We start from the raw sequence: 20589 nt of genomic DNA, 5'->3' as shown, positions 1-20589 counted from the left end.
CCCGACTCCAGGATGACGGGGCAGCGTATTATTGTGCAACGCAGCAATCAACGGAAGCGCGGCGCCTGCTGCGATTCAGCGCCAAGCCCCGGCACATCACGGTCTGGCCGCTCTCGATGCGCCAGGAGACGCTGTGTCCTATCGCTATCGCTCGAATCGGCGCTGCTCCGCCACCATCGCTAGGGGGCACTCGCGATCGGCGCGGTGTCGCGCCTGGCGCGTGATCCACACCCAATTGGTTGCTGATGTCCAAATCCACCGAGTCCCCGTTGTTTTCCGCCGTGCGCCTGGGCGCACTGGATCTTGCCAACCGCGTGATCATGGCGCCGCTGACGCGCAATCGCGCCGTCGCCGGGCAGGTGCCCTCGCCGCTCGCCGCCGAGTACTACGGCCAACGCGCCAGTGCCGGCCTGATCGTGGCCGAAGGCACGCAGATCAGCCCGCTGGGTCAGGGCTACCTGGATACGCCCGGCATCCACACCGCCGAGCAGGTCCAGGGCTGGCGTGCGGTCACCGATGAAGTGCATCGCCGTGGCGGCAAGATCGTGCTGCAGCTGTGGCATGTGGGCCGCGTCTCGCACAGCAGCGTGCTGCCGCCCGGCGAATCGCCGGTGGCGCCCAGCGCCATCCGCGCCGAAGGCAAGACCTACACCAAGGACGGCTTCCAGGACGTCTCCGAGCCGCGCGCGCTGGCGCTGGACGAAATCCCCGCCCTGATCGAGGACTACCGCATCGCCGGGCGCAACGCCATCGATGCCGGCTTCGACGGCGTGGAAGTGCATGCGGCCAACGGCTACTTGCTCGATCAGTTCCTGCGTGACGGCTCCAACCAGCGCACCGACGCGTACGGCGGCGACATCGAAAATCGCACCCGCCTGCTGACCGAAGTGGTGCAGGCGATCGCCGACGAGATCGGCGCCGAACGCACCGGTGTGCGGCTGTCGCCGGTCACGCCGGTGTACGGCATGCATGACTCCGATCCGCAGCCGCTGTTCGAACGTGCGGTGGAGCGTCTCAACCTGATCGGCGGGCTGGCCTTCGTGCACGTGATCGAAGGCGCAACCGGCGGTGCGCGTGACAACGTTGCCTTCGACTATGCCGCGCTGCGCGCAAAGTTCGACGGCGCCTGGATCGCCAACAACAGCTACGACAAGGCGCTGTCCGACCACGCCATCCAAAGCGGTTACGCCGATGCGATCGCATTCGGCCGGCCGTTCATCGCCAACCCGGATCTGGTGCGTCGCCTGCGCGAGAACGCCCAGTTGGCCGAGCTCGACCAGGCCACCTTGTACGGCGGTGGTGCCAAGGGCTACACCGACTACCCCGCCCTGCCGAACTGAGCGCGGCTGCAAGACGCCTGCGCTCACCGCCAGGCAGGCGCGGCTGGCGCCCGGAATCGGGATGTACCACGCGTACATTCCGGTTCCTGCGCGCCGTCCGCGCTCACCTGACGACTGCCCGCTCCGTTTTGTCAGTCGCTCCAGGTCTCGCCGACACAGCGGCTGCGCTCGGCATCAAGCGAGCGCAGCTGCCGTATCGGATCGACCGGTCCGCACGCGCACGTTGGACCTGGGCACGTCGCCGGCCCGGTATTTCGTGCAGGCGCGATACGCATCCCTTGCCCGATCGCCCACGCAATGCGGCGGTCCTCGTGCATCTGCCAAGTCAATCGTTGAACCGGCGCGCAAGGCCAGGCGCTTGTGCGTGTGTTGCGCCTTGGGCTCGGCAAATACGCAAATGCATACACAGCACGTCCCTCGCAATGCCGGGAGCTTCGCAACGTAGCCATCCCGGTAGCAACCACATGACGCGTACACCCGGCCCCGCTAGGATCGTGCCGACACTGCTCTCTGGAATGCCGATGCGGCCCCTGCTCACTGCCATTGTTTTTTGCACGCTGCTGTTCTGCGGGCCAGCGCTTGCGGTGCCGTTCTGGGGCGCGCGCCAGTCCAGCCCTGCCGAAACGGCGCCGGCCGACCTCAAGCCGGGCGAATGGATCTGGGGCGGCGTCAGCAAGGGCTGGGGGCCGATGGCGGTGATCGTCAGCCTCACCGAGCAACGCGCGTATGCGTATCGCAACGGCATCCTGATCGGCGTTTCCACCATCAGCTCCGGCAAGCCCGGGCACGAGACACCGACCGGTGTGTTCACCATCCTGCAGAAGGACAAGGACCACCGCTCCAACCTCTACAACGCCGCGCCCATGCCCTATCAGCAACGCCTGACCTGGGACGGCGTGGCCCTGCACGCAGGCGGCCTGCCCGGTTATCCGGAATCGCATGGCTGCGTGCATCTGCCGTCGGAATTCGCGCGGCTGCTGTTCGACAATTCCAACATGGGCATGGTGGTGGTGGTCGCGCAAGCCGGTGTGGATGCGGACGCGGTGGTGCATCCCCGCGCGCTCAGCCCGATCGACCCGACCACCGGTGCGCAGCGGGCATTGCTGCCGCTGCCCAACGGCCAGAGCTTTGCGTGGCAGCCGGCGCTGGCACCCACCGGCCCGATCTCGATGCTGGTCAGCAGCAGCGATCAGCAACTGGTGGTGTATCGCAACGGCGTGGAGATCGGACGCGCGCAAGTGGCATTGCGCGCGCAGACCGGCGCCGCGCCGCTGGGCACGCAAGCGTTCATCGTCGGCCAGGGCTTCCTGCCTGGCGAAGTGCCCGGCTTGCCCGGTCAACGCATGCCCAACTGGATGCGCATCGGCATCCCGGGCAGCAGCGCCGCGGCAGGACAGCCGCTGGATGCCGACACCATCGCGCGGCTGCAGGTGCCGCCGGCATTCCTGGCCGGCCTGCTGCCGCTGCTGACACCTGGTGTGGTGCTGGTGGCCACCGACCAACGCATCCTTCCCGAAACCACCGGCGGTAAGCTGCAGGTACTGGATTCGGACCCGCCCGAAGCACCCTGAGCGCAGGCTGCGCCGCATTATCGCGGCGGCGAGTTGCAAGCTGCGCGTGAGCTCGCGCGCGCACATGCTTGCAGCCCAGCATTGGCATGCACTCGTATGCGTTGGCGGTGCCGAGCACTGGCCGCCCGCCCGGCGTTGTTGAGCGAGCGACCCGACGCGCGTTGCTGCGATTGTCAGCGCGACCTGCTTGGCAGATGATGCGGACATCCCCTCATTGCCAAGGATGTGCGTGATGCGTTTACTCACTGTGGTTCTGCTCGGCAGCACGCTAGTCGGTTACGCGTCCTCCACCGCAGCGGCCGAGCCGCTGCGCCCTGCCGCACCGAACGCCGAGTGCCTGGATGCGCGCAAGGTGACGGAGCTGCATCAAGCCGATCCGCGCACGCTGGCAGTGGCCGAACAGGGCGGGCGGCTGTTCCGCATCAGCCTGGCGCAGGACTGCCCGCAACTGGCCGCACAAGCCGATGCGAGCCTGCTGGCGGCGCACGGCTGGGTCTGCAACGGTGCGCCGGCATACGTGCGCTCGGGCCAGCAGCACTGCGCGGTCAGCCAGATCGCCACGTTGAATGCGCGCGAATACGCCAGTGCGGCACGGCAACGCGACAGCGGCATCCCGACCCTGGATGGGGTCAGCGTGCGCGAAGCGCGCCGGCGCAATTTCGCCGGTTCGTCCAGCTACTGCTTTAATCCCAGCATGCTGCGTTCGTGGTCGGAAGACGGCCAGGGCCTGGTGGTGGAAGTCTCGCCACGTCACCCCGGCACGCATCGCCACTACCGCGTCGAACTGATGGACAGCTGCCGCGAACTCAGCGGCGCGCCGCCGATCCGCTTCGTCTCCGGCATGGGCCTGAATGCGATCTGCGGCAATCCCGGCGACAAGGTCGATGTGCTCGACGAAATGGCGCTTGCCGGCGCGGCTGCCGGATCCGGCCAGCAGGGCGACCTGAGCACCACGCGTGGCGGCCTGGCCGCGCGGATGCGCCAGAGTTGCACGGTGGCGGCGGTGTATCCGCGCGATTGAGCACGCCGCAACGCAGTAGCGCGCTTGCGTGCGATGAGGCGGTCTCGATACCGCTTCATCGCGCGCAAGCGCGCTCCTACACACGCTGCAGGCTGTGCTGCTGGCTCCGCAACAGCCTCAGGCCTTGCGCAGGAAACAGGTCTTCAGCACCAGGCCCTTGATCTTTTCCGAATTGCCTTCGATGTGCTCGGCATCGTCCTCGACTAGGCGGATGTTGCGGATCAGCGTGCCCTGCTTGAGCGGAATCGACGAGCCCTTGACCTTCAAATCCTTGATCACGGTCACCGTGTCGCCGGCCTGCAGCAGGTTGCCGTTGCTGTCGCGCACCACCGTCGCAGCCGCGGCGGACTCGCCCGCGCTCCATTCGAAGCCGCAGTCTGCGCAAATCAGCAACGCGCCATCGGCATAGGTATTGTCCAGGCCACATTGCGGGCAGGCGGGAACGGAAGACATGCGATTCCTAGGTTCAAAACGGGCGTGGATTGTAGCGCCCCGGCCGCGCGATCACGTCTCCGGCACGGCGCCGGCGCGATAGTGCGGCGCTTGTCGAATGCCCTGCAGGTCGCACGTGCCCAACCCATCGCTTCCCCAAGCCCCCGGCGCTGCGCCAGGATCCACCGCGCCTACGGTTGGCGAACCGGGCACGGCTAAAAAAACCGGCTCGCATCTGGTCGTCTACGTCGCGCTGGCTGGCAACCTTGCCATCGCGATCGCAAAATTCATCGCCGCAGGCATTTCGGGCAGCTCGGCGATGCTCAGCGAAGGCGTGCACTCGCTGGTGGACACCGTCAACGAAGTGTTGCTGCTGTACGGCCTGCGCCGCGCCGCGCAGGCCCCCTCGCCGACCCATCCGTTCGGCTACGGGCGTGAGCTGTACTTCTGGAGTTTCATCGTCGCGCTGCTGGTCTTCGCCATGGGCGCAGGCGTGTCGCTGTACGAGGGCATCGTGCATCTGCGCAATCCCGAGCCGGCCAAGAGCCATCTGCTCGCTTACATCGTGCTCGGTGTGTCGATCGTGTTCGAAGGCATTTCCTGGGTGGTGGCGCTGCGCGAATTCCGCGCCAAGAAGGGCCGCATGGGCTATTTCCAGGCATTCCGGCAGAGCAAGGACCCCAGCACGTTCACCGTGCTGCTCGAAGACAGCGCCGCCTTGATCGGCCTGTTCATGGCGGTGCTGGGCCTGGCCGGCGCGCAGCTGCTGGACATGCCCGAACTCGATGGCATCGCCTCGATCGGCATCGCTTGCGTGCTGGCTTTTACCGCCTTCCTGTTGGCGCGCGAAACCAAGGGCCTGCTGATCGGCGAGCCCGCGCATGCGCACGTCACCGAATCGCTGCTGCGCATTGCCGCCAGCGATGCGGATGTGCGTGCCGCCAACGGCGTATTGACCATGCAGATGGGCCCGAACCAGGTGGTCGCCGCGTTGAGCGCCGAGTTCGAAGACAGCCGCACCACGCCACAGATCGAAGCCTGCGTCGGGCGCATCGAAGCGGCCGCCAAGCGTCAACACCCCGAGCTCACCGCGCTGTTCATCAAGCCGCAGACGCCGGAAACCTGGCACGCGCGCCGCGCCCAGATCGAACGTGGCGCCGAGAAGGATTAGCGCACGGCAGGCCGTGGAATGCGTGCATCGCCACGCGGCCAAACGCCGCACGTGACGCGCATCGATCGGCTCATCTTCGCACCGACGCATCGCGCAGGAAGCAGTTGCATCGCAGCGGTGACATCGTCACCACCAAGCTGATCCTCGCCCTAACCGCAGCCCCGGCTGCGGTTGCATCATCCGGGTCGATTGCCTACGGTAGGCGGGCACCACCTCTTGGCGTCGTGAGTCAGCCGACGCATCCCACTCGATCACAAGTCATGGAGGTTTCCGATGGAAATCAGCCAGGGTCGCGTTGCGACCATTCATTACACCCTTTCCGACGACAGCGGCCAGGTCCTGGACCGCTCGACGCCGGACGCGCCATTGAGCTACCTGCACGGCGCCGGCAACATCGTGCCCGGCCTGGAACACGCACTGGACGGCAAGCGCGTCGGCGAGACACTCACTGCCGATGTCGTGCCCGAACAGGGCTATGGCCCGCGCCACGAGCAGTTGATCCAGCAGGTGCCGCGTGAGGCATTTCCGACCGATGTCGAGGTCGTGCCGGGTGTGCAGTTCGAGGCGCGCACCCAGCAAGGCCCGGTGCTGGTCACCGTCACCGAGGTCGGCCCGGAGCAGGTCACCGTCGACGGCAACCATCCGCTGGCCGGGCAGACCCTGCATTTCGCGGTCGAAGTCATCGAGGTGCGCGAAGCCACCACCGAAGAACTGAACGAAGGCCAGGTCGCCAGCGTCGCGGCCTGATTGGGTGTGCCGCGTGCCTGTGGGCATGCGGCAGTTCGGCTGCTGCGACGTCCGAACGCAGCGCGACGGGCGTCGCCGGCGACAGAAGTAGTAAAGTGCGCGGCCCGCTCACAGGCCCGCTTGCATGAAACTCGGCATCGACTTCGGTACCAGCAACTCCGCCGCTGCGGCGATCGTCGATGGCCAGGTGGTACCGGTGCGCTTCGGCGAGGCCCTGCAGTTCCGCACCACGGTGTATTTCCCCGAGACCATGCGCGACCCGGACGATTTCAGCCTGACCCCGGCGCTGGAATACGAGGTCGAACGGCTGATCGACTCCGGCCGTCGCGACGCCGCCGCGGCCGGCCGCACGTCCAGCACCGACAGCCTGCGCCGCGATGCGATCCGCATCGTGCGCCGCCAGTGGATGGAAGAGCAGGTGCGCGAACCGCGCAGCTCCGCCGCCCTGCTGCAGAACGCGGTCTACGGCGACGAAGCGCTGGATGCGTATTTCCTGGAAGGCGAAGGCAGCCTGGTGCAGAGCCCCAAATCGATGCTGGGCTACAACCTGCATCCGCGTGCACGCCAGACCATCACCGGCATCGCCACGCACGTGCTGGAACATATCCGGCTCACCGCCTCGCGCCAGTTCGACATCAACATCCGCAGCGCCACGCTGGGCCGCCCAGTGCAGTTCCGCAGTTCCATCGGCGAGGCCGGCAACGCGCAGGCGCTGGAGATTCTGCAGACCGCCGCCATCGCGGCCGGCTTCGACAGCGTGGATTTCCTCGAAGAACCCGCAGCGGCCGCGATGCATTACCACGTCAGCCACGACAGCCGTCACGACACCGTGGTGGTGGACATCGGCGGCGGCACCACCGACATCGCCCATGCCAGCGTCGGCGGCAGCGCCGCTCCGCAGGTGCACCGCGCCTGGGGCATCGCGCGCGGCGGTACCGATATCGATCTGGCGCTGAGTCTGGCCGCCTACATGCCGCTGTTCGGCCGCGGCATCACCCGCGTGCCCACCCACCATTACGTGGAAGCGGCGATGGTGCAGGACATGACCCGCCAGCGCGAATTCCGCCTGCACAAGTACCAGGACGTCCCCGCCCCGTTCGACAAGCGCCTGCAGGCGCTGCAGGACACCGGCAACACCGCGCGCCTGTACCGCGGCGTGGAAGCCTGCAAGATCGCGCTCAGCGAGCGCGACCGGCACCAGGCCGGGCTGGACTTCATCGAACGCGGGCTGGAAGTAGAGGTGCAGGCAAGCGCGCTGGTTGCGTCCGCTTCCAGCTACCTGGGCGAACTGGAAGGCCTGCTTGCACAGGTCCGTGCCGACATGGACGCGCCGCCGGCCACGCTGTTCCTCACCGGCGGCATGTCGCGTGCCGGCTATATCCGCGACACGGTGGCTGCCGCGTTCCCGGAATCGCGCCTGGTGCAGGGCGATCCGTCCTTCGGCGTGGTGCAGGGCCTGGCCTGGGCGGCGGCCCGCCAGGCCCGTCCGTCGGACGGTTAAGGCAACGCGGGCGCCCATCCGTTACAATGCACGGTTGCTGCATACCGCTTAGCCGGCTTGTCAGCAAGGCACGCTTGCCGTGCCGCCGCGATTGCGCACCGAACGCGACCGCACCTCTCGACACCGCTTCCGCGCGCGCCACCCTAGCCGCACGCGGTGTCATCGCACTTCCCCGCTACAGGAGGCCACATGGCACGTCCCGCGACCAAGCAGAAATCCCAGCCCAGCATCGCTCGCAGCGAAGGCAAGTCGCAGCCGCTCAGTCGTGAGCGCATCGCTGCCGACATCGCCGCGTTCCGCAAGACCGGCGGCCGGATCGAAGTGCTCACCACCAACTTCGGCCCTGCGCGTAACGATGGCGACAAGATCGCCTAAGCGTCACCCCCCGCAAGCCGAAGCGTTGTACCGACGTGCCACCGCAAGGTGGCACGTTCGTTTCCGGCCACAGTTGGCGCAGCCGCTCAGTTGCCGTAATCGATGCGCACCGAGCCGGAATGCGACTCGAGTTTGATGTCGCCATTGCCGGCCCCCAGCCGGGCTCTCAGGCTCTTGCCCGGGCCGTACTCCGGCCGCTCCACCTGCCCGGCCACCGAACGGATGTCGCCGCTGAACACCTCCACCTGCAGCGCTGCCGACACGTTGCGCGGCACACCCAGGCTGATGGTGCCACTGACGCTCTCCGCAGCGATGCTGCCGCCCGGCGCCAGACCGGCCACCGTCAGCGCCGTTGCGCCGGACACGCTCTCGGCGCGCAGCTGCGACACCTGCCCCGCGCCGACCCGGATCTGGCCGGAAACGGACTCGACCGACACTACGCCGCTGGCGCCGGCCGGCGCATCGATCTGCCCGCTGACCGTGCCAAGGCTCAGCCGTGCGCTGGCCACCGTGCTGCGCAGAGCGCCGCTGACGGTTTCCAGTTGCGCTTCCCTGGCGCGTCCGGCTGCGACCACGTTGCCGCTGACCGACTTGAGCTGCAACCGCGCCAGATCGACCTGATCGACATCCACCGAGGCACTCACCGCCTCCACCTCCAGCAGCGCCGCGCGCGGAACCCGCAGCTCCAGTTGGGCCCCCCTGCTGTTGCGGTTGTTACGCGGGTAGATCACCTCGAACTGCAGCCGGTCCGGACTTTCATCCACCTCCAGGCGTTGCCCTTCGCCCAGGGTGCCGGTCAGCGCCACGTCGTCACGGTCCCAGCCGCGCACGCGGATCTGCCCGGCGATGTTGTCCAGCTCCACGCGCCCGCCGCGCGTCAGCGGATGGCTCTGCTTCACGGTGGTCTGCGCTGCCGCCGGCAGTGCGCAAAACGCAAGCAGCAACAACACGGATAGATGGGCGTAACGCATGGGCATGCTCCTCAGCTTGGAAAGGACGTCTCGCCCTGCGCGGCAAGACGGGTCAGTTGCAGGCGCTTGGCATAGGTGCGTTGCAGCTGCGACAACAGGAATGCAGAGCGCGGACTCTGCGCGATGGCGTGGTGGATGGCCTGTGCACTCTGGTCCAGCTCGGCCAGCGCCGGGCGCAGATCGGCCGGCACCTGCTGCACCGGCACTGCATCGATGGCCTGCTGGTACTGGCCGGCCATTGCCTGCGCCTGCGCCACCAGGCCAGAGCGCGCCGACGCTGGCGCTGGCGCCTGGGTCGAGCGATCGAGCCCTGGCACGATTGCCACCACGGCCAGCGCAGCAGCAAGCGCCACACCGAACGCGGGCCAGGCCCAGGCACGCTGGCGGCGCGGCTGCAGGGCAACCACGTTGGTGTGCGGCGTCAGTGCGGGCGCGATGCGCTCCCAGAGCTGTGCCGGTGGCTGACGTTGCTGCGGCAACGCACGCAGACGCGCGGACAACGCGGCATCATCGGTTGCGTGCGGATCAAGCGGATCGTGATTCATGCAATGTCTCCCAGCCGCACGCGCAGCAGGCCGCGCGCGCGATGCAGTTGCGCCTTGGAACTGCCGACCGCCATCTGCAGTTCGTCAGCAATTTCCTGATGTTTCCAGCCTTCGATGTCGTGCAACACCAGTACCGCGCGTGCGCGCGGCGGCAGCGTCTCCAGCGCGCGCTCCAGATCCATCTGGGTGGCCTGGCAGGCAGCGGCGCCTGGAATGGCAGCGAGGATCTCGCCATCGGCATCGTCCACCATCTGATCGCCCGCAGCCGAACGCGCACGCAGCTCCATCAGGGCCGTATTGACGGCCAGCCGATGCAGCCAGGTGCCCAGCGCGCTCTGGAAGCGGAATTGCGGCAAGGCCTTCCATGCGGCAATGAAGGTCTCCTGCAGCACATCGTCGGCACGCGCCGCATTGCCGCCGCATAGCCGCCACACCACCGCATACAGGCGCGGCGCATGACGGCGATAGATGGCCTCGTAGGCGGTGCGATCGCCGCCTGCGGCGGCACGCGCCAGCGCCGCATCGTCGCGTCCGGCCGGACCGTCACAAGCTGAGGCATCGATGGGCATGGAGGTGTCGAGCATATCCACTTCGATGCGCCGGGCAGCGCAAAGGTTTAAACCGCGCCCAGGTTTTTTCGAGCACGGTTCCAGTCGCGACCGACCAGCCTACTGCGCCGCCGCCCGGCGGGCGCGGCCGGTGGTCGGAATCGGCATGGCCCCGTCGTGCCACTTCGGTTCAGAGCGTGCCGTCCTTACCCACCTGACGACTGCTCGCTTCCTTTTTTGCCGTTCTAAACCCTTTCGCCATTTGCCGCATCCAAGCCTGCGATGGCGCAATCCTGCGCCGCATCGTTTGCCGGGAGTACGGCCATTGGCCGCTCCAGGCGCAGGCCCCCTGATCGGACGTCGCCATGCCGCATGTTCTCGGAATCCTGCTGAGCCTGTGCTCCACCCAGTGCCCGGCCCCGCTGCCGATGGATGCAGTGCAGCTCACGCTGACGCCTGCGCGCCTGCAGGCCTGCCTGCTGCACCTGCCGTCGACGCGGCTATCATGCGTCGAGCTGAACTCACCGGCGCACTGGTTGCCGGTACGCCGCGCCGAGCAGCTGTGGCGGCGCGTTGTCGCGTTGTCCGCGCATGGCCGCAGTTCAACGCGTTGACCGGTTGCAGCGTCATCATGAATTTCGGTCGCTGCTGTATCGCCGTGTTGGCCTCCATCGATGCGCATGGCAGCGAGCGCCCCGGCCACGCACAGCTGAGATGCGGCAATCCATCGCAGCACCCTTGAATCAAGCTCGCTGCCGCCACCGCTGAGCGCGCGTTCACCCCGCGCACCGGCTGCGCAATGACGCCCCCGTTACAATGGGCGGTCTCTGTGAACCTGCACGATCCGATGTCCGCGTCCGACGCTTTGCCCACCATGATCCGTAGCCTGCTGCCGCACTGGAATCCGCAGTGGCTGACCGTGGCAGTGCTGACGGTTCAGATCGCGCTGATCCTCGCCGTTGCCGCGCTGGTTCGGTTGCTGCTGCGGCAAGTGCTGCGCCGCCTGTGTACGCGCTACAGCCTGCCGGCGGAAATGATGATCGGCATCCGTCGCGTGGGCAGCTTCGTCATCTCCGTCACCGCGGTGCTGACGGTACTGAACGTGCTGGGCGTCTCCAGCGGCACCTTGTGGACCGCGTTCACCGGATTCGCGGCGGTCGGTGCCGTGGCGTTCTTCGCGGCATGGAGCGTGCTGTCCAATATCTTCTGCACCTTCCTGATCATCACCACGCGCCCGTTCCGCCTGCACGACCACATCGAGCTGTTGGAAGGCGGCGACAAGCCCGGCCTGAAGGGCCGGGTGATCGACATCAACGTCATTTACACGACCCTGGAAGAAACCGGCGATCACGCCGGGAGCGTGCTGCAGGTTCCCAACAGTCTGTTCTTCCAGCGCACCACGCGCCGTTGGCGCGAGACCAGCCACTTCAACGCCAGCTGAGGGCGTCTGGCAGGACGTAGTGAGCCGTTATCGGGTGACTCGGTCGGCGCGTCGCAAGGACACGGCATACGAATGTCGCATGTAGGCCCAAGCGATGGCCGCAGCCGCCTGGCGGCAAGCGCAGTCGTTTGCCGGTTGCGCTGAAGCCGCGTGGCAATCAACGCAGCTGGCTGTCCTTGCTGCCCCGACGGTTGTAGCCGCCTTGCGCCGCCTGCTCCTGGTCGTGCGCCTGCTGACAGTTCACGCACAGGTGCACGCCCGGTACTGCCTTGCGGCGCGCCTCGGGGATGGGCGCATCGCACTCCTCGCAGTGAGTCAGGCTCGGGCCCTGATGCAGTTGGCTCCGCGCGCGCTTGATCGCGTCCTCGACGGTCGCATCGATCTGGTCCTGCACCGCCCCATCACCTGCCCATCCGGTCGCCATGTTCGCCTCGGCTTGTCTGCTCAGAACTCAAATATGGGCATGCGCCCAGGCAAATCCAAGCCGGACGTGCACAGCGCGCTCAAATCAGGTGCTTTAGCATCCGCCCATTCGCACTCTTCGAGGAAGTCGCAATGGAACAACACATCCACCCGTTCTCCGAATTATTCGCCCAGTTGGGCCTGCCGTCGGATGAGGTCAGCATCCGCAGCTTCATCGACGAACACTCTCCGCTGCCAGGCGACATGCGCCTGGAGGAAGCGCCCTTCTGGACACCGGCGCAGGCGCAGCTGCTGCGTGAAGAGCGCCTCGACGATGCCGACTGGATCGTGACCATCGATCAACTCAATATCGCCTTGCACACCACTGCCGACGACACTGGCGTCTGATCCGCGCAAGAACGCAGCGAGTGTCCTGCGCTAGACCTCGCTCGCGGCCGGCTTGTCGTTTTGTTGGTTGATTAGCTTGGTTGATTAGCTTGCAGGAATAAAAAAAAGGAGCGGCCACTGGCCGCTCCTTTGCACTCCGGGCGATGTAGCCGGCATGCGAACCGCATGCCGATGCACGCCTCGGGCGTCAGGTCACCTTTTTGGCGATCGTCATGCCAAGCACAAACAGCACGATAGCGATGATGATGCCGGCCCAGAACAGGAACTTGGCAATCCCCATTGCAGCGCCCGCCATGCCGCCAAACCCGAGCGCACCGGCAATCAGTCCGATGATGGCGAAAATAATGGCCCACTTGATCATGTTTGTTGTCTCCTCATCCGGCACGGTGCCGTGTTCAGTCGTGTGCTTGCGCGGTCGTGCCGCAAAACATGCGCTGCACGCTACGCATCCGGATGTGCCGCATTCGTGAATACGCCTGACACATGACGCCACATTCGCGCATGCAGATTCGCCAGCAGCGCCTGCATCGGCGATCATGCGCAGCTCGCAGCAATCGATTGGCATGGACACTCTTCGCTATCTCGCCGGTTACCCGCCCGCCGTCCTGGATCAGGTGCGCGAGCTGATCGCGCAGGACAAACTCGCCCTGGTACTGGCACGCCGCTACCCGGACCGCCACAGCATCCGCACCGACCGGCAGTTGTACGACTACGTCAAGGCCATGAAGGAGCGCTACATGCGCTCCTCGCCTACGCTGCACAAGGCGCTCTACGACAACCATCTGCAGGTGGTGAAGCATGCGCTGGGCACGCATACGGCGATCTCGCGCGTCCACGGCAGCCGGCTCAAGGCCAGCCGCGAGATCCGCATCGCCTCGATCTTCCGCGATGCGCCCGAACCGTTCCTGCAGATGATCGTCGCCCACGAACTGGCGCATCTGAAGGAGGCCGATCACAACAAGGCCTTCTACCAGCTGTGCAACCACATGAGCCCGGACTACCACCAACTGGAGTTCGACCTGCGCCTCTATCTGACCCACCTGGCGCTGTCCACGGACGCGTGATCGTGCACCGGCTAGACGAGGCAGCCCATCGCTGCGACCACCGGTCCATGGCCACCGGTCGCCCGCCGGGGACGCACGACCTGCATTGATCTCGGCGAGACCGCCATCGACCTACGCGGGCCGCAGCGGCGCCCGCCTGGGATCAGGCACGACAGGGTTGCCGGCCTCTCCTAGAATGCCTCCATGCAGGCACCGTCCCTCCAGCAGCTCACCCAGGCCGCACAGACCGCCCAACCCGCGGCAATGACGGCGCTGGCACATGCATTGGTGCGTACCGGGCAGCCCGAGCAGGCGCTGGCGTGGTACACGCGCAGTGCGGCCGCAGGCGATGCCGGCGCGCAGATCGAAGCCGGCCGCATGCTGGCCTACGGTGTGGGTTGCGAGGTGGACCTGGCCCGTGCGCAGGAGCACTGGCAACACGCCGAGCGCCAGGATGTTGCGGCAGCGCGCTATCTGTTAGCGACCGTGGCCATCACCGACGCCCCGTTGATGCTCGACACGCAGGCGCAATCCCGCTTGCATGCAGCGGCCGCAGCCAACTACCCGCCTGCGCTGCGCGCGCTGGCCATCCAGCACGGCCGGATCGATCACCCCGCGCAGCAACGCAGCTGCGTTGCCTTGCTGGAGCGCGCCGCCGCAGCCGGTGACGCACTGGCTGCGGCGCTACTGGCCGAGCGCCTGCTGCGTGGCGAAGGCGTCCCGCCGCAACCCGACGCTGCGGCGCAGCTGCTGCGGCAATTGCAGCCGCTGGGTATCGCCGCGGCGCCTGCCGTGCAGATCACGCCGCCGGATCCGCTCGGCGACGATCCCCGCATCCGTTTCGCTGCCCGACATGTCGCAACGCGCCGCCACGACGCGCCCATGATCGAAGAAGTCTGCGGCGTGCTGTCTGCTGACGAGTGCCGCCTGTTGATGTTGCTGGCGCGGCCGCACCTGCGCGCCTCCGAGGTGGTCGACCCCGACGATGCGAGCACGCGCCGCGCGCCGATCCGCACCAGCCGCGGCGCCACCCTGGACCCCATCCTCGAAGACTTTGCCGCGCGTGCGGCACAGGCGCGCGTGGCGGCCTGCGCGCAGCTGCCGCTGACCCATGCCGAAGCGCTGTCGGTGCTGTGCTACGCGCCGGGTGAGCAGTACCGCGCGCATCGCGACTACCTGCCGCCCGGCACGATCGCCGCCGACCGCCCCACTGCCGGCAATCGCCTGCGCACCGCCTGCGTCTACCTCAACGACGTCGAAGCGGGGGGCGATACCGACTTCCCGGTCGCCGGCGTGCGCGTGCGTCCATGTGCCGGGTCGGTGGTGTGCTTCGACAATCTGCATGCCGATGGCCGCCCCGACCCCGACTCGCTGCACGCCGGCCTGCCGGTCAGCGCAGGGAGCAAATGGCTGGGAACGCTGTGGTTCCGGCAGCAGCGCTATCGGCATTGGTGAACAGATTCATACACTAGCCCCCGCCGACGTGGTTTAAAATGTTGCAGCGCGACGTGATCGGACAGGGTCTGCAGACGTCGCGTTTTTGTTTCCCATTGCACGGGTTCCGGCCCGGCCTCAGGGAAGGCACATCACGCAGCCCCGCGGAGCCTTCGATGCTTTTCGAAACCCTCGACACCACCGGCCACGAGCAGGTGATTTTCTGTCACAACCGCGACGCCGGCCTGAAAGCGATCATCGCGTTGCACAGCACCCGTCTCGGGCCCGCGCTGGGTGGCGTGCGCATGCGCCCCTACCCCAATAGCGAGGCGGCGCTGGACGATGCGCTGCGGCTCAGCCGCACCATGACCTACAAGAACGCGCTGGCGGGATTGAATGTCGGCGGCGGCAAGGCGGTGATCATCGGCGACCCAAAGAGTGACAAGAGCGAGGCGCTGTTCCGCGCATTCGGCCGTTTTGTCGACACCCTGGGCGGGCGCTACATCACCTCCGAAGACGTCGGCACCGACGTCAACGACATGGAACAGATCTATCTGGAGAGCGAGTACGTCACCGGCGTGCACCAGGTGCATCGCGGCTCCGGCGACCCGGCCCCGTTCACCGCCTACGGTGCGTTGCAGGCGTTGATGGCCTCGCTCAATCGCAGGCTCGGCCACGAGGAAGTCGGCAAGACCAGCATCGCGATCCAGGGCCTGGGCCATATCGGCATGGAGCTGGTGAAGCTGCTCAAGGAGCGCGGCGCCAAACTCTATGTGGCCGACCTGAACCCGGCGCTGGTGGATCGCGCGGTGGCCGAATACGGTGCCGAAGCGGTCAGCATCGAGGAGATCTACCAGGTGCCGGCCGATGTATTCGCACCCTGCGCACTGGAAGGCGCGATCAACGAAGACACGTTGCCGCGGCTGAAGGCCAAGATCATCTGCGGCACCGCCAACAACCAGCTCGCCAGCGCCGCCATCGGCGAAGAGCTGCACAGGCGCGGCATCCTGTATGCGCCCGATTACGTGGTCAATGCCGGTGGCGTAATGAACGTGTCGCTGGAGATCGACGGCTACAACCGCGAACGCGCGATGCGGCTGATCCGCAGCATCTATCACAACCTGGAAAAGGTCTTCGACCTGTCCTCCCGGTTGGGTGTCGCGCCGCAGCAGGCGGCCGACCAGATTGCCGAGGCGCGTATCGAGGCCATCAGCAAGCTCAAACTGCCGCTGGGCCGCACCGCACCGCGCTTCCTGCACAAGCTGCGCGGCGAGTGACCCAGCTGTCCAGGCATCTTGCCTGGACAGATGAACCACCGATCAGGCGCGCCGATCAGAAATCGGCGCTGTAGCGCAGGCTAAGCGCGCGATCGTCACCGCGCTCGCCCACCCGCTGGTCGTAGCCGAAGCGCAACTGGCTCTGCGGCCCCAACGGCGCGGCCGCGGTGATCCCGAACAGACCACCCGAGCGCGCCGGCTGCATGCCGCGCAACGGCGCCCATGCGTCCACGCCGATGAAGCTGGCATCCAGCGTCAGGCCGTCGCTGCTCAACGCCTGCTGCCATTCGGCATAACCGCCCAGCTGCACGCCGCGCCAGCGATAGGACGAACGCACGCCGGCCAGCACCTGGGTGCGCGAGGAGGTGCTGGCATCGGCACGCAAGCCGAAGCCGTCGCCACCGCTTTCGCGGAATCCCTCGCTGCGCAGACGCACATAATCCAGCCCCATGTAGGGTGTCAGGCTGGCGCGCGCGCCACCCAGGCGATACCCGGTTTCCAGGTTGCCGCTGAGGTAACTGCCGCTGTAGTCGCTGAAGGCACTGCTTCGGTCTTCGCCCAACTGCAGGCTGCGCTCGATCTGCCGGTTGACGTTGCCGAAACCCAACTGACTCAGCGTGTACGCCGACCCCAGCGTGGTACCCCAGTACAACTGCCCCTGCACCTGCCGATCGCGCCCGCGTGCACCGTCCAGATCGCCCAGGCTGTTGGAGCGCGTTTCGCCGAAGGCAAAGCCAGTGACTGCGCCCGACGCCAGGCGCAGGTCGTTGCCCATCATCCAGCCGGAGGTGGCGAATCCTGCGGTGGTCACGCCACCTTCGCCCGGCCCGCCGAGCGCACGCTGCCAGACGCCCAGCATGCGCGGCTGCTGCGACAAGCCGTCGAAATGCGAGGCCAACGCACGCCGCCCCAGATCGATGGTGTCGAAGGTCGTCGCTGCCGACTCGGCATGCGCACGCCCGGACAGACTGCGCAGCGAATCGGCGGCAGCCTTGGCATCCGGCGACTGCTGCAACGCCGCTGCGGCGCGGATGAACCCGCTGCTGATGCCGCCAGTGCCCTGCAGTTGCTGCGCATCCACCTGCTGGAACGCCTGCTCGACGCGGATTGCCGAATCCATCGCTGCCGTGCCGGTCATACCCAGCGTGGCGGCGACGGCGGTGGCATTCAAGCTGCGCAAGGCAAGGTAAGCCGTATTGCTGTCGTACGTCAGCGAGGCATCCAGGAAGGTCACGGCCGCGCCGCGGCTGAGCGTGTCGAACGTGCCCTGCAATCCGCTGCTGGCCTGCAACAGCGTGTAGGTCGCGTCGTCGACCACGTAATCGCGGCGGCCGAGCACTTGCAGATCACCTGCAATCGTCGCGGTCCCGGTCACGTTCACCCGGTCGCCCACGTTCAAGGCAAGGCGACCGTTGCTGGCCTGCGTGTAATTGCCCGCGATCGACAGCGTCGCACTGTTGACCTGCAGGGTGCCGGCGTTATCGACGCGTCCGCCGATCCTGCCCGCACCGATCAACGTCGCACCATTGGCGATACCAACGCGCGCACTCTGCAGACTGGCCGTCTGCAAGGTGCCGCCCAGTACCTGGGTGTCGCCGTTGAACGTATTGGCGCCACTGCTCAACACCAGCGTACCGGTGCCGCGTTTGGTCAGGCCACCCGTGCCACTGATGTCGTTGGCCCAGGTGGAACGCAAGGTGTTGACGGTGACATCCACCGTGCCCCAATCAAAGCGCGCCGGCCCCAACACTGCCTTGCCGACATTGAGCAAGCCGTAGCCGAAGGTCGGGTCGATGCCGGCCACACCCAGATCGGTGGCCGTTCCCAATAGCGTCTGCCGCACCAGATCGTTGCTGAAGTACGGAAACGCCTGCCACACCAGCGCAGCCGCACCGGAGACCAATGGCGCCGCAAACGAGGTGCCGCTGCCGTAGAAGTAGCGGATATTGCTGGCGGTCGCATCGGGGTCGAGGAACATCGAGGTGCCCGGCGCCACCAGGCAATAGCGCATCGCCACGCCACAGGCATTGGAGTACGAGGCCAGCTGCGTGGGATTGGCGGTATCCAGCGCAGCGACGACCAGCCAGCCGCGTTCCAGATCGGCGGCCGGCAGCGTGCCGTTCGGGCCCAGCTGGCTGGGCAGCGCGGCGGTATCGGAGGGTTGCGCTCGCGATTCGTTACCCGACGCGAACACCACCAACCCATCGTTGCCGATGACGAACGGCCGGTATTCCTGCGCAATCTGGTTGGTCACCGCCGGGTCGTTCCAATACAGCCCGCCCCAGGAATTGTTCATGATGCGCACGCCGGCGCTGATCAGATCGGCATGCACCGGACCCAGGCCAAGCGGGCCATCGACCTCGTTGCCCTGACCGCTGCCGTCATCGTCCGGCGCTTCGTCGCTGATAATGCGTGCCGACACCAGGCCGGCGCCGCTGGCGATGCCGCCCGGCCACTGGCCTACTGCGCGCCCGGCTGCCAGCTGCGCAACCACCGTGCCGTGGCCCACCACATCGCCCGCAGCGACGTTGTTGGTACGCGGATCCACATAGATGAAGCTGTTGCTGACCCGCCCCTGCAAGGCCGGATGATTGGAATTGATGCCGGTATCGATCACGCCGATGCGATAGCCCGCACCGGTGAACCCCAACGCCTGCGCAGCGCGTGCGTTGGTCAGCGCCAGATGCGCGTCGAATGCGGGTTCCGGGGTCGTCGGCGGTGCCACCACCGGCGGCGGAGGCGGAGGCGGTGAAGTCGGCGGCGGTGGCGGCGGTGGCGACGTCGGTGGCGGTGCCGTCGGTGTACTCGGACGGATACCACCGCCCCCACCACCGCCGCCACACGCGGTCAACGCCACGGCCAACGCCGAGGCCAGGACAGTCCTGGCGACGTCTGTCTTGTTCATTTGATGCTCTCCCCGAACCCATTCCATGGATAGGGCCCAATCCCGGGCCCGAACGCCGTCTTTATACTGCATCCTCACACGGCTGTCGCAGCTGATTGCGTAGCGAATGTTGCAGCGCCGGGGGCGTGCTGGCGCGAACCGAGCATGAGGCAGATAATCGTTTCACTTTAAACGGTATCTCCTTCATGTCCGACATCGTCATCGTTGCTGCCAAACGCACTGCCATCGGCTCGTTCCTTGGTCAATTCAACGGTGTGCCGGCGCCGACGCTCGCCGCCACTGCGATCCGCGGCGCGCTGGCGCAGTCCGGCATCGCGCCGGCCGACATTTCAGAAGTCATCGTTGGCTGCGTCCTGCCGGCCAACCTGGGCCAGGCGCCCGCACGTCAGGCGGCGATTGCCGCAGGCATCCCCACCTCCACCGGCGCCACCACCATCAACAAGGTGTGCGGCTCGGGCATGAAGGCGATCATGTTCGGACACGATCTGATCAAGGCAGGCTCGGCCAGCATCGTTGTCGCCGGCGGCATGGAGTCGATGAGCAATGCGCCGCATCTGCTGCCCAATTCGCGCACCGGCAACCGCTACGGCAACTTCCAGGCGGTCGACCACATGGCCTGGGATGGGCTGACCAACCCTTACGACGGCCAGGCGATGGGCGTGTTCGGCGAGGCCACCGCCGAGAAGTTTGGTTTCAGCCGCGCCGATCAGGACGCGTTTGCGATCGCCTCGGTCGAACGCGCGCAGGCTGCCCAGCGCAGCGGCGCGTTCGCCGATGAAATCGTTCCGGTCACCGTGGCCACGCGCAAGGGCGAGGTGGTCGTCGACAGCGACGAGCAACCTGGCAAATCCGACATCGCCAAGATCCCGACCCTGAAGCCGGCCTTCAAGAAGGACGGCAGCGTCACCGCCGCCAGCTCGTCGAGCATCTCCGATGGCGCGGCGATCACCGTGCTGATGGGCGCAGACGAGGCGCAGCGGCGTGGCATCGCACCGTTGGCGCGCATCGTGGGGCATGTCACCCACTCGCAGGAACCTGAGTGGTTCACCACTGCGCCAGTCGCTGCCATCCAGAAGTTGATCGGCAAGATCGGCTGGCAACTGGATGAGGTGGATCTGTTCGAAATCAACGAAGCATTCGCGGTGGTGGCGATGACGCCGATCGCCGAGCTGGGCATTTCGCACGACAAGGTCAACGTCAACGGCGGTGCCTGCGCTTTGGGGCATCCAATCGGCGCATCCGGTGCCCGCCTGGTGGTGACATTGGTGAATGCGTTGCGCACGCGCGGTGGCAAGCGCGGAATCGCGACCCTGTGCATCGGCGGCGGCGAGGCGACTGCCATCGCTATCGAATTGATTTAATTGTTTTTAACGGCGATTTTGCAAAACTGAATGCGCGCACGCTTGACACTGGTCTTTGGACCGTCATCATGTCGGGGGCGCGCAATAGCGCGTTGC

General features: G+C 66.6%; 20 protein-coding genes, 2 other RNA genes and 1 pseudogene. 16 read left to right on the top strand and 7 right to left on the bottom strand.

Annotated elements, in window-relative coordinates:
* Window positions 1–245: 245 nt before the first annotated feature.
* From ABQ137_RS07180 to ABQ137_RS07165, 4 genes are all read left to right on the top strand, one after another.
* Window positions 246–1340 carry an alkene reductase gene (locus ABQ137_RS07180; protein WP_349781756.1) on the top strand — a complete coding sequence of 365 codons (1095 nt, stop codon included), beginning with the start codon at window positions 246–248 and terminating at the stop codon, window positions 1338–1340.
* A 61-nt stretch (window positions 1341–1401) separates the two neighbouring features.
* Window positions 1402–1477: non-coding RNA, sX9 sRNA (locus tag ABQ137_RS07175), on the top strand.
* A gap of 378 nt (window positions 1478–1855) precedes the next feature.
* A complete protein-coding gene (locus ABQ137_RS07170) occupies window positions 1856–2911 on the top strand; it encodes a L,D-transpeptidase (RefSeq protein ID WP_126965731.1) in 1056 nt (351 codons plus the stop codon).
* Window positions 2912–3134: 223 nt separating this feature from the next.
* The gene (locus ABQ137_RS07165; protein WP_349781753.1) at window positions 3135–3932 is read left to right on the top strand and encodes a hypothetical protein; all 798 of its coding nucleotides are present in this window, start codon (window positions 3135–3137) and stop codon (window positions 3930–3932) included.
* A gap of 117 nt (window positions 3933–4049) precedes the next feature.
* Here the strand turns inward: ABQ137_RS07165 and ABQ137_RS07160 are convergent, their stop codons facing one another.
* Complete coding sequence (locus ABQ137_RS07160; protein WP_016904453.1) at window positions 4050–4385, bottom strand: zinc ribbon domain-containing protein YjdM; 336 nt, start codon at window positions 4383–4385, stop codon at window positions 4050–4052.
* Window positions 4386–4581: 196 nt separating this feature from the next.
* Here ABQ137_RS07160 and ABQ137_RS07155 point away from each other — a divergent pair.
* The 4 genes and pseudogenes from ABQ137_RS07155 to ABQ137_RS07140 form a co-directional block, all read left to right on the top strand.
* Window positions 4582–5535 (top strand): annotated as a pseudogene (locus tag ABQ137_RS07155) (cation diffusion facilitator family transporter); the annotation flags it as partial.
* Between the two features lie 273 nt (window positions 5536–5808).
* Window positions 5809–6282, top strand: a complete 474-nt coding sequence (locus tag ABQ137_RS07150; protein ID WP_024938000.1) for an FKBP-type peptidyl-prolyl cis-trans isomerase — start codon at window positions 5809–5811, stop codon at window positions 6280–6282.
* A 124-nt stretch (window positions 6283–6406) separates the two neighbouring features.
* Window positions 6407–7783: an Hsp70 family protein gene (locus tag ABQ137_RS07145; RefSeq protein WP_349781751.1), complete on the top strand. Its 1377-nt coding sequence runs from the start codon at window positions 6407–6409 to the stop codon at window positions 7781–7783.
* A 189-nt stretch (window positions 7784–7972) separates the two neighbouring features.
* Window positions 7973–8158, top strand: coding sequence for a hypothetical protein (locus ABQ137_RS07140; RefSeq protein ID WP_010366034.1), 186 nt, complete (start codon window positions 7973–7975; stop codon window positions 8156–8158).
* An 86-nt stretch (window positions 8159–8244) separates the two neighbouring features.
* Here the strand turns inward: ABQ137_RS07140 and ABQ137_RS07135 are convergent, their stop codons facing one another.
* Genes ABQ137_RS07135 through ABQ137_RS07125 form a run of 3 tightly spaced genes read right to left on the bottom strand, consistent with a single transcriptional unit; the run spans window position 8245 to window position 10258 of the window.
* The gene (locus ABQ137_RS07135) at window positions 8245–9129 is read right to left on the bottom strand and encodes a DUF4097 family beta strand repeat-containing protein (RefSeq protein ID WP_349781749.1); all 885 of its coding nucleotides are present in this window, start codon (window positions 9127–9129) and stop codon (window positions 8245–8247) included.
* A gap of 11 nt (window positions 9130–9140) precedes the next feature.
* Window positions 9141–9674 (bottom strand): hypothetical protein, encoded by a 534-nt coding sequence (locus ABQ137_RS07130; RefSeq protein WP_126965728.1) that lies wholly within the window; start codon window positions 9672–9674, stop codon window positions 9141–9143.
* Complete coding sequence (locus ABQ137_RS07125) at window positions 9671–10258, bottom strand: RNA polymerase sigma factor (protein ID WP_054591650.1); 588 nt, start codon at window positions 10256–10258, stop codon at window positions 9671–9673. Before ABQ137_RS07125 ends, ABQ137_RS07130 begins: the two co-directional genes overlap by 4 nt.
* 130 nt (window positions 10259–10388) lie before the next feature.
* Between ABQ137_RS07125 and ABQ137_RS07120 the strand changes: the two genes are divergently transcribed.
* The 3 genes from ABQ137_RS07120 to ABQ137_RS07110 all read left to right on the top strand — a co-directional run bounded on the left by ABQ137_RS07120 (window position 10389) and on the right by ABQ137_RS07110 (window position 11663).
* Window positions 10389–10464, top strand: a non-coding RNA gene (locus ABQ137_RS07120) — sX9 sRNA.
* Between the two features lie 123 nt (window positions 10465–10587).
* Window positions 10588–10836 carry a hypothetical protein gene (locus ABQ137_RS07115; RefSeq protein WP_065046504.1) on the top strand — a complete coding sequence of 83 codons (249 nt, stop codon included), beginning with the start codon at window positions 10588–10590 and terminating at the stop codon, window positions 10834–10836.
* Between the two features lie 233 nt (window positions 10837–11069).
* Window positions 11070–11663, top strand: coding sequence for a mechanosensitive ion channel domain-containing protein (locus ABQ137_RS07110; RefSeq protein ID WP_349781746.1), 594 nt, complete (start codon window positions 11070–11072; stop codon window positions 11661–11663).
* A 157-nt stretch (window positions 11664–11820) separates the two neighbouring features.
* Here the strand turns inward: ABQ137_RS07110 and ABQ137_RS07105 are convergent, their stop codons facing one another.
* A complete protein-coding gene (locus ABQ137_RS07105) occupies window positions 11821–12087 on the bottom strand; it encodes a DksA/TraR family C4-type zinc finger protein (RefSeq protein WP_024938007.1) in 267 nt (88 codons plus the stop codon).
* A 131-nt stretch (window positions 12088–12218) separates the two neighbouring features.
* Here ABQ137_RS07105 and ABQ137_RS07100 point away from each other — a divergent pair, with 131 nt between their 5' ends.
* A complete protein-coding gene (locus ABQ137_RS07100; protein ID WP_349781744.1) occupies window positions 12219–12473 on the top strand; it encodes a DUF2789 domain-containing protein in 255 nt (84 codons plus the stop codon).
* 187 nt (window positions 12474–12660) lie between these two features.
* Here the strand turns inward: ABQ137_RS07100 and ABQ137_RS07095 are convergent, their stop codons facing one another.
* Window positions 12661–12834 carry a DUF1328 domain-containing protein gene (locus ABQ137_RS07095; protein ID WP_003489471.1) on the bottom strand — a complete coding sequence of 58 codons (174 nt, stop codon included), beginning with the start codon at window positions 12832–12834 and terminating at the stop codon, window positions 12661–12663.
* A gap of 175 nt (window positions 12835–13009) precedes the next feature.
* Here ABQ137_RS07095 and ABQ137_RS07090 point away from each other — a divergent pair, with 175 nt between their 5' ends.
* The 3 genes from ABQ137_RS07090 (at window position 13010) to ABQ137_RS07080 (ending at window position 16227) form a co-directional block, all read left to right on the top strand.
* On the top strand, window positions 13010–13537 hold the full coding sequence (locus ABQ137_RS07090) for a M48 family metallopeptidase (RefSeq protein WP_039520180.1): 528 nt from the start codon (window positions 13010–13012) through the stop codon (window positions 13535–13537).
* A gap of 183 nt (window positions 13538–13720) precedes the next feature.
* On the top strand, window positions 13721–14971 hold the full coding sequence (locus ABQ137_RS07085; protein WP_349781741.1) for a 2OG-Fe(II) oxygenase: 1251 nt from the start codon (window positions 13721–13723) through the stop codon (window positions 14969–14971).
* Between the two features lie 155 nt (window positions 14972–15126).
* Window positions 15127–16227: a Glu/Leu/Phe/Val dehydrogenase dimerization domain-containing protein gene (locus ABQ137_RS07080; RefSeq protein ID WP_102581102.1), complete on the top strand. Its 1101-nt coding sequence runs from the start codon at window positions 15127–15129 to the stop codon at window positions 16225–16227.
* A gap of 55 nt (window positions 16228–16282) precedes the next feature.
* Here ABQ137_RS07080 and ABQ137_RS07075 read toward each other — a convergent pair whose 3' ends face one another.
* Window positions 16283–19132, bottom strand: coding sequence for a S8 family serine peptidase (locus tag ABQ137_RS07075; RefSeq protein ID WP_349781739.1), 2850 nt, complete (start codon window positions 19130–19132; stop codon window positions 16283–16285).
* Window positions 19133–19317: 185 nt separating this feature from the next.
* Here ABQ137_RS07075 and ABQ137_RS07070 point away from each other — a divergent pair, with 185 nt between their 5' ends.
* Window positions 19318–20493 carry a thiolase family protein gene (locus ABQ137_RS07070; protein WP_127159296.1) on the top strand — a complete coding sequence of 392 codons (1176 nt, stop codon included), beginning with the start codon at window positions 19318–19320 and terminating at the stop codon, window positions 20491–20493.
* Window positions 20494–20589 lie beyond the last annotated feature (96 nt).

Source organism: Xanthomonas sp. WHRI 8393 (genome assembly GCF_040203315.1).
GTDB lineage: Bacteria > Pseudomonadota > Gammaproteobacteria > Xanthomonadales > Xanthomonadaceae > Xanthomonas > Xanthomonas arboricola.
The sequence above is the reverse complement of the archived record's forward strand: the minus strand, read 5'-3'. Positions and strand labels throughout refer to the sequence as shown.

Excerpts from the sequence above, each read along its gene's own strand:
- ABQ137_RS07145 (WP_349781751.1), top strand. The coding sequence starts at position 6,407 with ATGAAACTCGGCATCGACTTCGGTACCAGCAACTCCGCCGCTGCGGCG.
- ABQ137_RS07115 (WP_065046504.1), top strand. The coding sequence starts at position 10,588 with ATGCCGCATGTTCTCGGAATCCTGCTGAGCCTGTGCTCCACCCAGTGC.
- ABQ137_RS07070 (WP_127159296.1), top strand. The coding sequence starts at position 19,318 with ATGTCCGACATCGTCATCGTTGCTGCCAAACGCACTGCCATCGGCTCG.
- ABQ137_RS07180 (WP_349781756.1), top strand. The coding sequence starts at position 246 with ATGTCCAAATCCACCGAGTCCCCGTTGTTTTCCGCCGTGCGCCTGGGC.
- ABQ137_RS07090 (WP_039520180.1), top strand. The coding sequence starts at position 13,010 with ATGCGCAGCTCGCAGCAATCGATTGGCATGGACACTCTTCGCTATCTC.
- ABQ137_RS07135 (WP_349781749.1), bottom strand. The coding sequence starts at position 9,129 with ATGCGTTACGCCCATCTATCCGTGTTGTTGCTGCTTGCGTTTTGCGCA.
- ABQ137_RS07085 (WP_349781741.1), top strand. The coding sequence starts at position 13,721 with ATGCAGGCACCGTCCCTCCAGCAGCTCACCCAGGCCGCACAGACCGCC.
- ABQ137_RS07170 (WP_126965731.1), top strand. The coding sequence starts at position 1,856 with ATGCCGATGCGGCCCCTGCTCACTGCCATTGTTTTTTGCACGCTGCTG.
- ABQ137_RS07080 (WP_102581102.1), top strand. The coding sequence starts at position 15,127 with ATGCTTTTCGAAACCCTCGACACCACCGGCCACGAGCAGGTGATTTTC.
- ABQ137_RS07150 (WP_024938000.1), top strand. The coding sequence starts at position 5,809 with ATGGAAATCAGCCAGGGTCGCGTTGCGACCATTCATTACACCCTTTCC.
- ABQ137_RS07075 (WP_349781739.1), bottom strand. The coding sequence starts at position 19,132 with ATGAACAAGACAGACGTCGCCAGGACTGTCCTGGCCTCGGCGTTGGCC.
- ABQ137_RS07160 (WP_016904453.1), bottom strand. The coding sequence starts at position 4,385 with ATGTCTTCCGTTCCCGCCTGCCCGCAATGTGGCCTGGACAATACCTAT.
- ABQ137_RS07165 (WP_349781753.1), top strand. The coding sequence starts at position 3,135 with ATGTGCGTGATGCGTTTACTCACTGTGGTTCTGCTCGGCAGCACGCTA.
- ABQ137_RS07125 (WP_054591650.1), bottom strand. The coding sequence starts at position 10,258 with ATGCTCGACACCTCCATGCCCATCGATGCCTCAGCTTGTGACGGTCCG.
- ABQ137_RS07105 (WP_024938007.1), bottom strand. The coding sequence starts at position 12,087 with ATGGCGACCGGATGGGCAGGTGATGGGGCGGTGCAGGACCAGATCGAT.
- ABQ137_RS07110 (WP_349781746.1), top strand. The coding sequence starts at position 11,070 with ATGTCCGCGTCCGACGCTTTGCCCACCATGATCCGTAGCCTGCTGCCG.
- ABQ137_RS07100 (WP_349781744.1), top strand. The coding sequence starts at position 12,219 with ATGGAACAACACATCCACCCGTTCTCCGAATTATTCGCCCAGTTGGGC.
- ABQ137_RS07140 (WP_010366034.1), top strand. The coding sequence starts at position 7,973 with ATGGCACGTCCCGCGACCAAGCAGAAATCCCAGCCCAGCATCGCTCGC.
- ABQ137_RS07130 (WP_126965728.1), bottom strand. The coding sequence starts at position 9,674 with ATGAATCACGATCCGCTTGATCCGCACGCAACCGATGATGCCGCGTTG.
- ABQ137_RS07095 (WP_003489471.1), bottom strand. The coding sequence starts at position 12,834 with ATGATCAAGTGGGCCATTATTTTCGCCATCATCGGACTGATTGCCGGT.